Source organism: Paenibacillus phoenicis (genome assembly GCF_034718895.1).
Taxonomy (GTDB): Bacteria; Bacillota; Bacilli; order Paenibacillales; family Paenibacillaceae; genus Fontibacillus; species Fontibacillus phoenicis.
The window spans coordinates 2,251,191-2,268,052 of sequence record NZ_JAYERP010000001.1 but is presented as its reverse complement, the minus strand read 5'-3'; the positions used below and the strand labels follow the sequence as shown (position 1 = coordinate 2,268,052).

Annotated in this window: 10 protein-coding genes and 1 pseudogene; all 11 read left to right on the top strand. The window is 52.2% G+C overall.

The features are described from left to right. Positions 1 to 115 precede the first annotated feature (115 nt). A complete protein-coding gene (locus U9M73_RS10630; RefSeq protein WP_323077247.1) occupies positions 116 to 1,135 on the top strand; it encodes a glycoside hydrolase family 130 protein in 1,020 nt (339 codons plus the stop codon). Between the two features lie 281 nt (positions 1,136 to 1,416). Continuing rightward, positions 1,417 to 2,745 carry an extracellular solute-binding protein gene (locus U9M73_RS10625; protein ID WP_028537385.1) on the top strand — a complete coding sequence of 443 codons (1,329 nt, stop codon included), beginning with the start codon at positions 1,417 to 1,419 and terminating at the stop codon, positions 2,743 to 2,745. 111 nt (positions 2,746 to 2,856) lie between these two features. Further along, entirely contained in the window at positions 2,857 to 3,732 is an 876-nt protein-coding gene (locus U9M73_RS10620; protein WP_323077244.1) for a carbohydrate ABC transporter permease, read from the top strand. A gap of 12 nt (positions 3,733 to 3,744) precedes the next feature. After that, entirely contained in the window at positions 3,745 to 4,581 is an 837-nt protein-coding gene (locus U9M73_RS10615) for a carbohydrate ABC transporter permease (protein ID WP_009224246.1), read from the top strand. Positions 4,582 to 4,624: 43 nt separating this feature from the next. Beyond that, a complete protein-coding gene (locus U9M73_RS10610) occupies positions 4,625 to 6,430 on the top strand; it encodes a cache domain-containing sensor histidine kinase (protein WP_260070979.1) in 1,806 nt (601 codons plus the stop codon). After that, positions 6,420 to 8,063: a response regulator transcription factor gene (locus U9M73_RS10605; protein ID WP_051416778.1), complete on the top strand. Its 1,644-nt coding sequence runs from the start codon at positions 6,420 to 6,422 to the stop codon at positions 8,061 to 8,063. The genes U9M73_RS10610 and U9M73_RS10605 overlap by 11 nt, the downstream gene beginning before the upstream one ends. After that, a complete protein-coding gene (locus U9M73_RS10600) occupies positions 8,050 to 10,359 on the top strand; it encodes a glycoside hydrolase family 3 C-terminal domain-containing protein (RefSeq protein WP_323077241.1) in 2,310 nt (769 codons plus the stop codon). Before U9M73_RS10605 ends, U9M73_RS10600 begins: the two co-directional genes overlap by 14 nt. Positions 10,360 to 10,829: 470 nt before the next feature. Then, complete coding sequence (locus tag U9M73_RS10595) at positions 10,830 to 13,088, top strand: helix-turn-helix domain-containing protein (protein ID WP_323077239.1); 2,259 nt, start codon at positions 10,830 to 10,832, stop codon at positions 13,086 to 13,088. 227 nt (positions 13,089 to 13,315) lie between these two features. Next, a pseudogene (locus U9M73_RS10590) lies at positions 13,316 to 14,931 on the top strand (extracellular solute-binding protein). 75 nt (positions 14,932 to 15,006) lie between these two features. Continuing rightward, positions 15,007 to 15,909, top strand: a complete 903-nt coding sequence (locus tag U9M73_RS10585) for an ABC transporter permease (RefSeq protein ID WP_323077238.1) — start codon at positions 15,007 to 15,009, stop codon at positions 15,907 to 15,909. A 53-nt stretch (positions 15,910 to 15,962) separates the two neighbouring features. Further along, positions 15,963 to 16,838: a carbohydrate ABC transporter permease gene (locus U9M73_RS10580; protein ID WP_323077237.1), complete on the top strand. Its 876-nt coding sequence runs from the start codon at positions 15,963 to 15,965 to the stop codon at positions 16,836 to 16,838. The last annotated feature ends 24 nt before the right edge of the window (positions 16,839 to 16,862 follow it).

Genomic DNA, 16,862 nt, shown 5'->3' with positions numbered 1-16,862 from the left:
TTATTCAGATGTTTTCGAAAGTTTATGGGATATTTCCGCCAGAACGCCGGGGCTATAATAACAATACAGATTTTTATATCTAGATTGTTATAGGGGTTTAGGAGGAGGAGCGCAGATGAAGATCACGAGACATCCGGAAAATCCAATTGTGGTACCGGGCGGTTTTGAATGGAGAAAAGTAACCGTATTCAACCCGGCGGTGATCATCGATAACGGCAAATTTTATATGATCGAACGGACGGCGGGATCGCTGACACCGTGCAAAAACTACCTGGGGTTGTTGGAAAGCGAAGACGGTGTCCATTTCACCCACGTAAAGGACGAGCCCATCGTTACGCCGGACATGCTGGGGTTCCCGTACGGCAGCGTGCAGGACCCGCGGATCGTTAAAATCGACGATACGTTTTATATGAACTATGCGCTGCGTCCATGTGCAATGAGCTACTATCCGACGGGACGAGGCGTTCCAGAGCGTTCGATTCCGAAATACCCGGACGGATGGGGCGAGCAGGAAGGCCATTGGTTGACGCGTTCATCCATCCTTGCCTCCAAGAACCTGATCGACTGGGAATTCGTCGCCGACACGACGCCGCTGGACATCAATGACCGCGACAACATCCTGTTCCCCGAGAAGATTAACGGCAAGTTCGTGCTGCTGCGGCGGCCGGAGGAATACGTAGGCGAAGCGTACGGCACGGAAAAAGCGGCGATGTGGATCACCTACTCCGAGGATTTAATCCATTGGGAAGAGCCGAAGCTGCTGGCGAAAGCGGAGAACATGGCTTGGGAATCGCGCAAAATCGGAGGATCGACGCCGCCGGTGCGGACGGATCGCGGATGGCTCGTGCTCTATCACGGCGTGGACGACGAGGTGGTTTACCGCGTGGGGGCTATGCTGCTGGATCTGGAGAACCCGGAGAAGATCATCGCCCGCACGAAAAACTTCATCATGGAGCCGGAAAGGTACTACGAAAAATTCGGCTACCAGATTCCAAACGTCATTTTCCCGACGGGGAATGTCGTCAAAGACGGGTTGCTCTACATCTACTACGGGGTAACGGATACCGCGATCGCGCTGGCGACAGTGCCGCTGGATGAACTCGTGGATTATATTCTGAATGAGCCGCAAGACTAAAGGTTGCCTTTGAATAACCGCACTAAAGCGGTTTTTCAAAGAGTAAGACTTGCAAACGCTTCCCATAAATTATGTGAAAAAATATGACATGAATTTACGGGTTTGACAGGATATCCTTTAAAAATCGGCTAAACATTTCGGATATAATCGAAAATTTATGGGATATAGTCGATCGGAGTTGGCTTTTATAATAAGTCATATAACAGGTGTCGAAATAAAAGCGTTCATCTCCTGTTATGTTTATGGAAGTCATCAAAAATAACAAGAGAAGAGGGTTGATTATGGGCAAAACAAACAGAGGCAAGAAATGGGTATTGCTCGGTTTGGTTGCGGTGCTGACGCTGTTCGCGGCGGCCTGCGGCAAAGAAAACGCGTCAGGCGGTAACAGCACCGGCAACGCCGGCGGCGCAAACGAAGCGGAAACGATTACTTTGAACATGATGCATCCTTGGACTTCCCCGAACGTGGACAACGAAGTCTACAAAGCGCGGATCGCCGAGTTCGAGAAGACGCACCCGAACATCGTGATCAAGCAGGATGGCGTTCCATCCGCCCAATATAAGACCAAGCTGCGCACGCTGGCAGCCGCCAACAACCTGTCCGACATCAACGTCGTTTGGCCGGGAGCGGACTTGACACCGCTTGTTGCCGGTAATCTGCTTCAGCCGATCAACGATCTCATGGACAACTGGGGTTCGATTTTGCCAGAAGCCGCACTTTCCGGATTTAACGTGGACGGACAACAATATGCGATCCCAACCAAACAAAACTTCGTAGATATCATTTACTACAATAAAGAGATGTTTAAACAAGTCGGCTATGATCAATTCCCTGACACCTACGATAAATTCATCGATGTAGTGAAAAAACTGAAAGCCGCGGGCATCACCCCGATATCTCTCGGCAATAAAGAACAGTGGCCGCTGCAATCGTCCTACATTTCGATCATTGGCGACCGGTTCACCGGAAGTGATTTCCTCCCGGCCGTGCTTGAAGGCAAAGCGAAATTTACCGATCCCGAGTTCGTAAAAGCTCTTTCGGTCATTGACGAGTTGAGTAAACTGGGCGCCTTTAATACGGATGCCAACAACATGGATTCCGTTCAAGGCCAGGACTACTTGATCCAAGGGAAAGCAGCGATGCATATTTCCTCCGCTACCGTTGACGCAAGAGTGCGGATTAACAACGAAGAGGGAGATAAATTTGGCATCGCCTTGTTCCCAAGTGTCGAAGGCGGTAAAGGCGATCCGAAGAAGAGCGCAGGTATTGTGCAATACGGCATTGCAATTAAGAGCGGCCTAGATGAGAAGAAGAAAGCGGCTGCTGAAGAGTTCTTGAAGTTTTTCGTCAACGAAGATTTGTATAAAGAACTGATCCGCAACGGGGTTGTCGTGCCAGCGAAGGTGGAAATTCCTGATGACGCCAGCCCGTATCTGAAGGAAATGCTGGCGCTGACCGGTAACGGAACCGCGCCGGTGTTCGACAGTGTCATTCCTACGCAGGTAGTAGACGTCTTGCAAAACGGACTGCAAGCGTTGACCGTAGGCCGCGGCACACCGGAAGAGCTGGCGAAGGAAGTTCAGGAAGCGATGGATAACTACCGAAATTGATCTCTTGAAATTGATCCTTCAATATCGATGCGTGATAGAAAACCCGATCCCCGGGTTTTCTTCATTCATCGGTGTTGAATCTACATTACGACATAAAGGAGGGAACCCCTGATGCAAACGTTACGAGGTGCGAAGCTGGCCATATTTATTGGTTTATTACCTGCCCTGGTCATCTATCTGGGGATCGCCATTGTACCGATTGGCGTGTCGCTGTACTACTCGTTAATGGACTGGAACGGCATCGGATCGATGAAGTTCGTTGGTCTGGATAATTTCGTGAAGATTATGGGTGACGACATCTTCTGGCTGTCCGTCAAAAATAACGTCATCATTATGGTGACCGGCCTGATCGGCCAAATCCCGCTTGGGTTATTGCTCGCACTGTTGCTGAACCGCGGCCTGAAGGGCTCCGGGTTCTTTCGAACGGTAGGCTTTATGCCCGTCGTCATCTCCTCCGTCATGGTGTCCTTGATTTGGGGCATGGTTTATAACACGGAATACGGGATGTTAAATAACCTGCTGGGCATCGTGGGTCTCGATAGCTGGAAGCAGAACTGGCTTGGTGACGATCGTTGGTCCATGCTGTCGATCAGCCTTGCGTATATCTGGCAGAACTGTGGACTATATATGGTTATTTTTCTGGCCGCATTGCAAAACATTCCCGATGAGGTCAACGAAGCTGCCGAGCTGGATGGGGCCACCGGGCTGAAACGCACCTTCCGTATTACGATCCCGATGATTCGCAGTACGCTGATGGTTGGGGTTGTCTATAGCATCAGTAACTCCTTCCGCGTTTTCGACTTGATTCAGATCTTGACGGGCGGCGGTCCGGCGCACCAAACCGAGGTCATGACCATCCATATGTACAACAGCGCCTTTATGAATATGCGCTACGGATACGGCAGCGCAGTAGCGATCTTAATCCTGCTGTTCAGCTTGATCGTGATCTCGATTGTCAATCGCCTAGGCCGAGAAAAAGATGCCTAAGGAAAGGAGGGAATGGCCATGAGCATGAAGTCAGTAGGCTTCCGAATTTTGGCATACACTTTTTTAAGTCTATTCGCTATCATGAATATAGTCCCGCTGTTCTGGATGGTCGTTAACTCTTTCAAAAATGAACAGGAATACGCAGCCAGCCCGTTTTCGCTGCCGGAAGCCTTGCATTTTTCCAACTACGCGGAAGCGTGGCAAGTCGCGAATATGAATGTGTATTTTCTAAACAGTCTGTTTGTTACCTTTGCTTCATTAGCAGTCACCGTATTTTTAGGAGCCTTGGCCTCCTATTTCCTATCGCGGTTTCAATTTCGACTGCGCGGCATCACTTACGGCGTATTTCTGCTTGGCATGCTCGTGCCGATTCATGCAACATTGATTCCGATTTTTCTGATCATGCAGAAATTGCACCTGTTGGATACACATTTATCGTTGATTTTGCCGTATACGGCGTTCCACCTATCTTTAACGATCATTATTCTGGAGGGCTTCATGCGGGGATTCCCCAAAGACCTGGAGGAATCGGGCGTCATGGATGGCGCGGGTATTTTCCGAATCTTCTGGTCGATCATTCTCCCCATTACAAGACCTGCAATGGCTACCGTTATCATCCTCAACTTTATCTATAACTGGAATGAATATTTGTTCGCATTGGTATTAATCAGCTCGTCGGAGCTCAAGACGCTGCCGCTTGGCTTGGCCAACTTCGTCGGCATCGAAACGGCGAGTCTTACGTTGCAAATGGCAGCGCTGACGATGGCGCTGATTCCGATCATTATCTTCTATTTATTACTGCAAAAACAACTGGTTACCGGCATGACGGCAGGGGCTGTCAAAGGGTAACCGAGGTTCTCATAGGCATCATGACCGGACGGAGGCGAGTGCGATGGCAAGCTACAAAAGGTTTCTCGGCAGCTTTGGCTTAAAGCGAAAGGCGCTTGTCATTTTCCTCATCTTCGTGATTTTGCCGACGTTTGGCGTTGGCGTGGTCGTGCAAATTCAATTTAACGAGGTGCTGCGGGATCAGTTCATCAATTCCACGAAGCGGAACCTTGATAATGTCGCTGGCCAGCTTGGCGAGCAGACCAAAATGGTGGAGGATATCGCCAACTATTTGATTTTAAGTCCGGATATGCGTAACTTCCTGCGCACCTCCCCTCCGCTAAGCAGTGAACAACAAGCGGTACTGAAGCGGAACATTGAGGATTTCCTGACGTTTCAGCTGATGTCGAAGGGGTATATTCGTTCCATCGAGATTCACGGGTTTAACGGCAGTTCGATTGAAATGGGCGAGCCGTTTCGTGGCGACGAATCGAAATGGGAGGAGGCCGCCAAAGCTCGAAAAGGCGGGATTACCTGGACCGAAGGGTATACGTTGCATAGCGATTGGAACGGCGAGGTTCGGGTGTTGTCGATGTTCCGCATTCTCAACTCCTACAGTCAAATCACCCTACCGCTGGGAAGGTTGATTATTCGTCTGGATGAAGCGAGCATAGTGGGCTTGCTGGAGAAAGGGATCTTTAAGGACGGTACTGGGAGCGTCTTTATCGTTAGCCCAGAAGGCCAGGTGATTTTAGGGACGACTCAACCGTTGCCGGAAGCCCTTCACCCGGATGCGTCGTTGCTGGACAAGCTGTCGTCCTCCGGAAAGGGAGATCTGACCTGCGAGGTGAAAGGTCAACGTTATTTAACTTTATATAAAAGTATGGAGAACACGGATTGGACACTGGTCGCCATGATTCCCGAAGCGAAGGTTTCTGAGGAGTTCCGCGGCATTAAAGTGACGATGCTGGTCATCCTAACGGCGATTATGATGCTGGGCTTAACCGCGTTGATCGGCTTCCATTACACGATCATTCGCCCCATTTTGCGGTTGAAAAAAGAAACCAGCAAAGTCACCTACGGGGACTTTAACGCCCGGGTTCCGGTCAATTCCAATGACGAGATCTCCGAACTAAACCGCAAGTTTAACGAGATGGTCGCCACGATCCAACAACTGATTGAGCATAAATACAAGCTGGAGTTAAGGGAGCGGGAATCCGAGCTGAAGCTCCTGCAAAACCAGATGGATCCGCATTTTTTGTACAATACGCTGGATATGATTCGTTGGACGGCACGCTTGGAGCGGGCATCGAAATCGAGCCAACTGATCGAAATGCTGTCGAAATTTTTTCGCTCCAGCATGAATAATGGAAGCTACCAAACCACGCTGCGCAAAGAACTGGAATTTGCCCAATCTTATTTGTACCTGCAGCAGCGCAGGTTAGGTGAGAAGAAGCTGAAGTATTCCCTATTTATCGAGGCGGGCATAGAGGACGCCGTAACGTTGAAAGCTACGCTACAGCCATTAGTGGAGAATTTCATCAAGCACGGCCTGGACCGCAGCAAGCCGTATGGCGAGGTAAACGTACGCTGTTACGCCCGTCAAGGCGAAATTTGGGTGGACGTCATCGATAACGGCAAGGGAATGGATCCCGGTAAAGCTGAGGCGATCCGAAACGCGCTGGAGCGGCGAGGAGCCGGCGGAACCCGGGAAGGGGCCTTGCTAAACATCCATGAAAGACTAACGATTTTTTACGGACAGGAGTACGGTTTGGAAATTGTCGATACTTCGGCCGCAGGCACGTGGGTACGGCTTCGTTTCCCTATTGCCGAGCCCGGCCATCCGGGAGGTGAGCCCTATGAATCCTAATGTTCGAGTCATGAATGTAGCACCTGCTAATGCAGGTAAACTTGTGAAAATGCTGATTGTGGACGATGAAGCTGTCATTTGCGAGGGGTTGCGTTATACGATCGATTGGTCGCAGCTAGGCGTGGAAGTCGTAGGTGAGGCGTATGATGGATTCGAAGCGCTGCGGCTCATTGAAGAGTACGGAGCCCAGCTGGTGCTGTCCGACATCCGCATGGACGGCATGGATGGGCTGGAACTGGCGAAGCAGGTACGGCAACGCTATCCTGAGGTGCAAATCGTCATTATCAGTGGTTATGAAGATTTCGAATATGCGCGCCAGGCGATCCGGGTCGGCGTAGGCGACTACTTGCTGAAGCCGGTAGATATTGAAGAATTGAGCTCTGTCGTGAAAAAAATCGTTGCCGCCATCCGCACCGGCGGCAAGGAAGAGAAGACGCGGGAGATCGAGTTGTGGCTGTCGGGCATGGCCCGGCACGGGATGGCGTTCGGCCAGGAGCCTCCGGCTTCGCTGAACGGCGCACAATTCCGCATTGCAGCGACTCAGCTAGCTGAATTCCACGAACATTTCGCCAATATGGAGGCGGAGAGATACGCAGCCGTTCAAGAGGCTTGGCTACACGGTTTGCAACGTGCTTTGGAAGGCAGTCCATTCCATGCCGTATCCGTCTTCGACCATGAAAACCTGCTGATGACCTTACTGGCAGCGGAGAGTCGCATCGAACCCGTCGTGTGGGATGAGTGGGTGGCAAAAGCTATTGGTTCGATCAGCCTTGGAACAGGGGAGCAAATTTATGGCGGGATTTCCACCGTGTACGAGGATTTGGGGGAGACCGCAGTTCGCTGTGCCGAAGCGTTACGCCTGCTGACGTTCCATGTATTGGACGGCCGACAAGTCCTGACGCCCAGTTATGGAGAGGCTGTGATGTCCGAGCGGTCGTTGCCAGCCTTCGATAGTGGAGAGGCAGTGCAGTGTCTCGTATCCGCGTTATTCAAGCAGGATCGGGAAGAAGTTCACCGATTGGTGGAGGACATGTTCCGTTTTTTCCGGGAATCGGGTTATCTTCTGCCGGAGGCTTGGAACCTGTATGAGGAATTGTTTGCCCTGCTCCGCCAGCGCTTGCGCAAAAGCGGGATGACCGGGTTGGACTACGCCCGCCGGGGGCAGCCGGACCCGAATATATATAACTCCTATGCCGGACTGGAAACGGTAGTGATCGAGGATATGGAGGAGCTGCAGCGATTAATCGATCAGAACGGAATCGACAAGTCTTATTGGATCGTTGAAAAAGCGAAAAAGTACATCATCGAACGTTACCGCACGGATCTTAAGGCTTCCGAAGTTGCGGCTTGGCTGAAAATCACACCGAGCTATTTCAGTTATATTTTTAAGCAAAGCACGGGAAAAGGGTTTACGGAATACATGAACGAGATGCGGATTGATCAAGCCAAGCATCTGCTTGCCACGACGCAAGATAAGGTATTCGAGATCGCGGACAAGGTCGGCTATAAAGAGTATAAGTATTTCGTGTCCGTGTTTAAAACCTATACGGGCATGACACCGAAGGAATACCGCGGTCTGCGTGTCAGCAGGGAAATGTCTGGAGCCGGGGGGAATACGGATGGAAATTTATAAGCTGTCGTCCGCTCCGATAGAAGAACGGGTAGCGGATTTATTGGCCCGGATGACGCTCCGGGAAAAGGTTGGACAGCTGAATCAGCGGATGTACGGCTGGGACGCCTACAACCGTCAAGGAGATGCGTTTGAGCTGACCGATGCTTTTAAGGACGAAGTGGCCCGAGGCGGCGGGATGGGCGCGCTGTACGGCTTATTCCGCAGCGATCCTTGGTCTGGCGTGAATTACGCGAACGGAATTGCAGCGGCGGACAGCGCGAAGGTAGCGAACATGGTGCAGCGGTATGTGTTGGAGCATACCCGGTTGGGCATTCCCGTCCTGTTGACGGAAGAGTGTCCGCATGGCCACCAGGCGTTGGACGGAACGCTGCTGCCGGTGAATCTCGCTGCCGGAGCCACCTGGAATCCGGAGCTGATGGTACAGGCCTACGCTCGGGTGGCGGCGGAAATCCGCAGCCGCGGGGCGCACGTCGGGTTGGTCTCGGCGCTTGATATTTTGCAGGAACCGCGTTGGGGGCGTTCCGAGGAATGCTTCGGCGAGGACCCCTATTTGGCTGCCCGCTTTACGGAAGCCGCGGTACGCGGAATGCAGGGCGAAGACCCGCTCAGGCTGGATGCACCGAACCGCATTGCGGTCGTCCTGAAGCATTTATGCGCCCAGGGGGCAGCTCAGGGCGGGCGTAACGCAGGTCCGGCGGCCATCGGGCCGCGAGAACTGCGGGAAATCCACCTTCCAGCGGCACGGGCAGGTGCGCTCGCCGGAGCTGCTGGCTTTATGGCGGCCTATAACGAAATCGATGGTGTGCCCTGTCATGCCAACCGCGATTTGTTGACAGGCATCCTGCGAGAGGAATGGGGCTTCGAAGGCCTGGTGATGGCGGATGGCTGCGCGGTGGACCGGTTGCTGGCGCTTACCGGCAGCCACGAGTCCGCAGCGGCGCTGGCGCTGTCGTCCGGTGTAGATCTTAGCCTATGGGATACCGCTTTTACCAAGTTGGAGGAGGCGGTTCGTCAAGGGCTGGTTTTGGAAGCGGATATCGACCGGGCGGTAGCGCGCGTCCTGAGGCTGAAATTTCGGCTGGGCCTGTTTGACAAACCATACGTGCCGGAGTTACGGGCAATTTCCGTGGTGGGGTGTCCGGATTTCCAGAAGATTAATCTGCAGGTTGCCCGTGAGTCGGTCGTGCTGCTGAAGAACGAAAGAGATCAGTTGCCGATCGTTGGCCAGCCGCGTCGGATTGCGGTGATTGGTCCGAACGCCGATCGCTTGTACAACCAACTGGGCGACTATACAAGCGTCCAACGTGAGGGGACCGGCACGACGGTGCTTCAGGGCATCCGTGCGTGTGCACCGCAAGGTGTCGACATCGTATACGCCTTGGGTTGCGGGATTCGCGATCGCTCCAAGGCCGGGTTCGCGGAAGCGGTGGCTGCTGCGAAGGAGGCGGATCTGGCGATTCTTGTGCTCGGCGGGAGCAGCGCCCGAGAGTTCGGGGGCGAGTTCGAAGACAACGGAGCTGCGATCGTCAAGGAGGGCAGCCCGTCTGAGATGGATTGCGGCGAAGGCGTAGACCTGGCCGATCTGTCACTCGGCGGGGTCCAGCTGGAGCTCGCCGAGGCAGTTGCCGCCACGGGCACTCCCGTCGTCGCCGTCATCATTCAAGGCAGGCCGCATGCGCTTGGCGAGGTTGTTGAACTGTGCGATGCAGTCCTCTGCGCATGGTATCCCGGAACGGAAGGCGGCCGGGCGATCGCCGAGATCCTATTTGGGAAGGTGAACCCAAGCGGGAAACTGCCGGTGACGTTGCCGCGATCCTCCGCCCAACTTCCGATATATTACAACCAAAAGGATCCAGGACGGATCCGAAATTACGTCGATATGCCTTCTGCACCGCTGTATCCATTTGGCTATGGCCTGAGCTATACGCAGTTTATTTATGCCAAGCTGTCTTTATCCAGGACTGCCGTCTCGACGACTGCGCTTGAGAACGGGGAGCGGGTCATGGTGCAGGTGGAGGTCAAAAATACGGGAGCACGAAGCGGTGCAGAAACCGTCCAGCTGTACATTCGAGCTCGGGAATCGGGGATCACCCGGCGAATCGCCGAACTAAAAGGTTTCACCAAAATCGAGCTCGCCCCGGGGGAAAGCCGCACTGTTGAATTTAGCCTGGGGCGGGAAGAGCTGGGGATTTGGACCCGGGAGATGCGTTTTGCAACGGTTCCATGTAAAGTCACGGTAATAGTTGGTGGCAGCAGCCAAGCCGCCCTTTCAGCCGATTTAACTGTGACGGTTTGATAACGCGAGTACAAAGTTCATAAGCCACAGCGCGAGAGTCCAAGGTGTCAGTCAGGATGCTCGCGCTGTATTAATTTCTGGCTCCCTCCTGTTTTTGGGCGCCTTTTACACCATTATCCCGTTTGATCCGTCAGTTGGTACCTCCATACCTGGCATACCCCCATACTTCCATACCTCCGATGCTTCCGTGCTTCCATTTCTCCGCACTTCTGTACCTCTGCATCTCCTAACTCCGCAGCTACATATCCTTCATATTGCCTTACCCAACCTGCTCCCTTAACAAAAGGGATAATGATGCAAAAGGCAACCCGAAACCCACCTATACCCCTCGACAACCGCCCTGCCTTCAACAAAAAATCCTCCCTACTTCCATCTATTCGTTGACTTCGCCAATGGCTGTCCATACAATACTTAAGAAAGCGCTTTCTTTCATGAAACGACGAAAATGCATTCGATGTGGGAGTGGTGAAATGAGAGGAAATTGGTACCGACGGATGCTGTTATCGTACTTTCCCATCTTTTTGATCACGGTGGCGGTGTTGTTTTTTATCTTCGTGATTATCGTTAGCGATATCTCGTACAAGCAGACGGTCAAGGCCGACCGGATCACAACGGATTATGTGGTAGGGCGGCTGACCAGCTCGCTGAAAGGCATCGAAATGGACGTGCTGGAGGAAGTCGAAAAAAACAAACGGTACGAGGATTTTCTAAACGTGGCGCTGACCGAACAGGACAGCCAGATCATCTTGGACGTAGCGGCCAGCATACGCGAATTGACTTCCCGGGACAGCTTAATCGAATCCATTTATATCTACCGGATGAAGGATCGAAAAGTGCTGACGCGCAGCGGGCTGATGGATTTAGATACGTTTGCCGACCGCGCTTTCGTCGAGGCAACCTTAACGAAGCTGGAGGATCGAAGCTGGTCTCCGATCCGCAGCTACCGGGAGTTCAGCTCGGATCAAGAGAAACGGGTGATTTCCAGTTACAAGCGAGAACCGCTCCCCTTCGGCGATGATGGTCTGGTCGTCATTAATCTCGATATGTATGCGATCGAGCGAATGATCCGCTCCATGAACGATAGCGAGGTCTCCTTCCTGGATGTTCGCGATGCGTCCGGTGAACTGCTGTTCTCCACGCGTTCCGCCGACATGCCACGGCAGGGAGAGAAGAGCCGTGTTGTGAATCGGGTAACATCGGAGGTGCTCGGATGGCAGTTCGAGAGCGGCCTTACCGCCGGGCAGCTGTTTACGTGGGTCTCCTTTATCTCTTATATCTGGGTTGTGCTTGGGATTGGGACGGTGGTTGCTGCTCTGGTGTATTTGATTTTTATTACCCGAAAAAATTATCAACCGATCCGAGCGATGGTAGGCCGCATCGAATCACTGCGGCAGCGTGAGGACGAGCTTGGATTAAAAATGGATGAGCTGTCCATGATCGACCGGGCGCTGGAGGATTTAATTCGGCAAGCCGCGGATTACGAGAAGCAGCAGCGCGAGAATCTGTTGATTAGCCGCCGCCAGCTGTTTTATGACCTGATGCAAGGCGAGACCCCGGACATGCTGGGGGATCGTCTGAAGAAGCTGGGCGTGCAGCCGAAGGAGGAGCCGCTCCAATTGGCATTTGTCCTCGTGGAAATTAGCAACTACCCTGACTTTCGCAGCTCGTTCTCCGAACGGGATCAGCATACTCTCAAGTTTGCACTCACAAACGTTCTCCAGGAGCTGGCGCAAATCGATGGGCTCTACGGCTGGGCGGAATGGATCGCTGAGGATCGATTGGGCATGATCGTGGGCGTTGACCAAACCCATGAATCGGCGGCGCAGGCCATCCGCGGGTTTGCGGACAAAGGGAAGGCCTGGGTCGAGCAGCATCTGCGCTTTTCCTTGCGATTCTGTGCCGGTCATGTCGAGCGCGATTGGCAACGAATCGACCGATCCTACAAAGCGGCGCTTGACGTCTTACAGCACAAGCTGTCGTTTGGTCAGGAGGCGATCCTCCTGAGTGAAGATCTGCCGCAGCCTGCCGACCGCAGATGGCATAAGGATGTGATGATGATTTCCGAGCTGGTGCGCGATATCCGGCACTTGGACGGCGAATGGCGTATGCGTCTGGATCAGTGGTTCGAGCAGATGGCAAGCGATTGCCTGAAGGACGAGGATATCCGGATGCTGCTGCAGATGCTGATCGATATGCTGGGGTACGAGTTGGCGTCCCTTTCCGGAGAGCTTCGCGACTATTTTCACGGCCCAGAGATGGAGAAACTGCAAAATGACGTGAAAATGGCCGGCACCCTAGAACAGATAAAATCGTTATATTCTGATTACTTAACCGGGCTGTACCGTTTATATGTGGCACACAGCGAAACCAAAAACCACCGTGCGATGGTGGGCGAGCTCAAAACCTATATCGAGGAGAACTTTGAAAACCCGGATCTCTCCTTAAAACATATCAGCGATCGTTTTCATATTTCGGCGAAGTACGCGAGCTATTTGTTTAAGGAAGAATTCAACATGAAATTTGTTGACTTTATCGTTCAGCTGCGCATGGAGCGGGCTCAGGAGCTGCTGGCCGAGACCGACGAGACGATCCAAAACATCTCCACTCGCGTAGGGTATGCGAACTCGATTACCTTCGGACGCGTATTCAAAAGGGTTGTTGGCGTGACGCCAGGCGATTACAGAAGGCTCAAGCTCAAACCTGCGAAGTCCCGGCATTCCGAGATATAGCGAAATAAGTTTATTGCGGGAATTTGCTTTATTTTTCCGTAATCTGGATATTTGGATGGCGGTTTATCCGCCCGAAACTAGTTTATTGCTGCCCCATCCGAGCCATGGCATACTTGGGTCAATCTGGACGGGGGCGGCAGCCGCAGTGAAAAAGTGCGAATCCGCGAATTCACGTCTTGCGTCTTCCGATCAGAGGATACATCTATTCGAAGAGGGGATGAAGAAAGATGAGGAACAAAAAAAGATCAGGGTTGGCTATCACTACGGTTATTTTGATTACTTCCTTGTTGTTTACAGCCTGTTCGTCTTCGTCGAATTCGAAATCCAATGATCCCAGCGGTGCTTCGCAATCGGGCGAATCGAACGGCAAGAGGGTCACGCTGAAGGTTGAGGTGTTCGATCGGGGTAACTCGCCGGCCGGATCAACGATTACCGATAACTACTTGACGAGATACGTACAGGAGAGCTTCGGAGATCCGAATAACATCGATGTAGAATTTGTACCGATTCCCCGTTCCGAAGAAGTCGAGAAGCTGAACGTCCTGATGGCGAGCGGCAGCGACGTACCGGACATTGTGTTCACGTATGACACCAACACGTTTAATCGTTATGCCTCCCAGGGCGGCTTGACCGATCTGGCTCCGCTTCTTGAACAATATGCCCCTAATTTAACGGCTTTCCTCGGCGAAGAAATCTTGCAATACGGCCGGTATGAAGGCACGCAATATGCAGTTCCTGCCAAACGTACGCAGCTGGGCAAATATGCTTCCTTCATCCGTCAGGATTGGCTTGATAAGCTGGGACTGCCCGTACCTCAAACCACAGAGGAGTTATACAATGTGCTGAAGGCCTTTAAGGAGAAGGATCCCGGAGAAACGGGCGGTCAAGTCATCCCAATGGCCATGACCGTAGCCAACGCTCAATATGAACCCCTTCTCTGGTCCTTTATCGAACCATTAACCGAAGAACAAACCTATACCTTGACCCAAACGCTGGCTCCAATGATTATCCGACGCTGCTGCCAGGCTTTAAGAACGGCCTGCAATTTATGAATAAACTCTACAATGAAGGCTTAATCAGCAAGGACTTCGCGCTGGATACGGACAAGAAAAAACTAGGCGAGGACGTATCCTCGGGGAAAGTTGGTTTTTTCAGCGAGGACGATGTGAATCCATTCTATGAAAACGGCTCCTACGCCACACTCCAGAAAAACGTTCCCGGCGCCATTCTCAAGTCGGTAGACGTCTTCACGAACTCTGAAGGCAAGCATGCCAAACCGATGTACAACCCGAACGGCATGTACATTATGATTCCGAAATCAAGCGAACGTGCCGTGGAAGCGATCAAATATTTGGAGTGGATGGCTTCGGATGACCACCTGTTCCATATGCAAAACGGCATCGAAGGCGAGAACTACACCATGGTCGACGGTGTTCCGGTTGCTATAGAGAATCAAACCGAGGAAGCGTTAAACCGCTTGTATAACAGCGGCGATATGGCGATTATCTCCAACGGCAAGCAGCTGGGCAGCGATGAATTAAACCTGAAAGCTCGGGCGATGCAATTCCCGACAAGATATCAGAAGGATGTTGCGGAGGCTCAAGCGATCGCCAATACGGATCTGATTAAGCCGGTCGTGATGAGTAAACCGATTGAAGCGCAGACGAAATACGGGACCACGTTGCAGGAGAAGTTCCACGAAATGCTCGTGAAGGTGACGATGGCAAAGCCGGAGCAATTTGAAAGCGTATACGAAACGATGATGAAGGACTACATGGCCAGCGGAGGCCAAGCGATCCTTGATGAGCGCACAGCTGTCTACAAAGAAATGCAATCCAAATAAATCAAGTTGGGTCATTGCGGGGATGGGGTGTGCCTCACCCCGCAGGCAGCCTAACGCATCAGGGAGGGGACCGCTGTGAGCTGGAAAGTTTATATCCGCAGATATTGGCAGTTATACGCGTTGCTTGCGCTGCCGCTCGCTTATTTTGTGATTTTCCGATATGGCCCGATGTACGGGATTCAGATTGCATTTAAGGATTTTAACTTCTTCCAAGGGATCGGGGGCAGCAAATGGATTGGGTTTGAGGCGTTCCGGGAAGTGTTTGGGATGCGGGACTTCTATCTGACGCTTCGCAATACGCTGATGCTGAATTTCTTGGATTTGCTCGTTTCTTTCCCGGCCCCGCTCATTCTGGCCATACTGCTCTACGAAATGCAGATTCAATGGTTTAAAAAGCTGTCGCAAACGATTCTTTACATCCCGCATTTTATCTCCTGGGTGATCATTGGCGGGATTGCCGCGCAGGTGTTCGGGACGCAGTCCGGGTTGATCAACAATGTGATCACCTCGATGGGATTTGAGGCGGTTCCTTTTCTTACGGAGAAGAATATCTGGCTGGTGACTTATTTGCTTATCGGCATGTGGCAAAGTGCAGGCTGGGGGACGATCATCTATTTGGCGGCGCTCACGGGCATCAACAAAGAGCTGTTCGAAGCGGCCAGCATTGATGGAGCCGGTAGATTGAAACGAATCTGGCATATCACACTTCCCGGATTAAAATCCACCATCGTGATGCTGCTGATCATTAACTTGGGCCATTTGATTACGATTGGCTTTGATCGGCCATATGTGATCGGCAATCTTGCCGTTCGCGAGTATTCCGATGTACTCAGTACGTTCGTTTATCGCGTTGGGCTGCAGTCTGGACAGTACACGATCGCCACGGTAGTTGGCTTGTTCCAGGCCGTTGTTGGGCTGGTGATGGTGCTGTCGGCCAACCATATTTCCAAGAAGCTTACCGATGAAGGGATCATATAGGAAGTATAGGGAGGTTTAGGAGGTATGCACGTTGATGAAAGGAGCGGACGGACGTGAAAGAACAAACCGCTAATCGTGTGTTCGATGTTGTCAATTTTGTCGTGCTTGCTGTCGCCACGTTGCTGTGTCTTGCTCCATTTATTCATATTCTCGCCGTTTCTTTAAGCTCAGCAGGGCCGATTCTGTCCGGGAAGGTCAGCTTGCTCCCGGTTGAACTGACGTTTGATTCCTACAAACAAGTATTCACCGATCCGTCGATGATCCGCTCTTTGGGATTTACGGTGCTGTTGACGGTTTTGTATACGCTGCTTTGCATGCTGATGACGATTGCCGCCGGATACCCGTTGTCCAAGCGGAAGCTGAGAGGCCGTAGATTCTTTATGACGGTCGTCGTGATCACGATGTTCTTCAGCGGGGGGATCATCCCGGAATATATTTTGGTTCGCAGCTTGAACCTGTTGGATTCGATCTGGGCGCTGGTGCTTCCAGGACTCATTAATCCATTTTACTTGATCATCCTGATCACTTTCTTTAACAACATTCCGGAAGGCTTGGAGGAATCGGCGGAGATCGATGGCAGCAGCCATTTTCGCACCCTGATCCATATCATCCTGCCGCTGTCGCTTCCGGTGATTGCGACGCTGAGCTTGTTCTATGCAGTTGGACGTTGGAACGGATTTCAGGATACGTTGATGTACATTAACAGCCCGGAGTTGTATCCGCTGCAATTAAAGCTGTATCAGATGATCCAAAACAACATGATTTCCGATCTGCTGGCGGCGGAAGGCGCTGGTGCGGTGACGAAGCTCGTTTCGGAAGGCTTGAAGTCCGCGAGCGTGATGTTCGCGACGATCCCCATCCTGCTCGTATACCCGTGGCTGCAGCGTTATTTCGTCAGCGGCGTTATGCTTGGCGCGGTGAAGGGGTAACGGGAACGGTTAGATCTTACGATG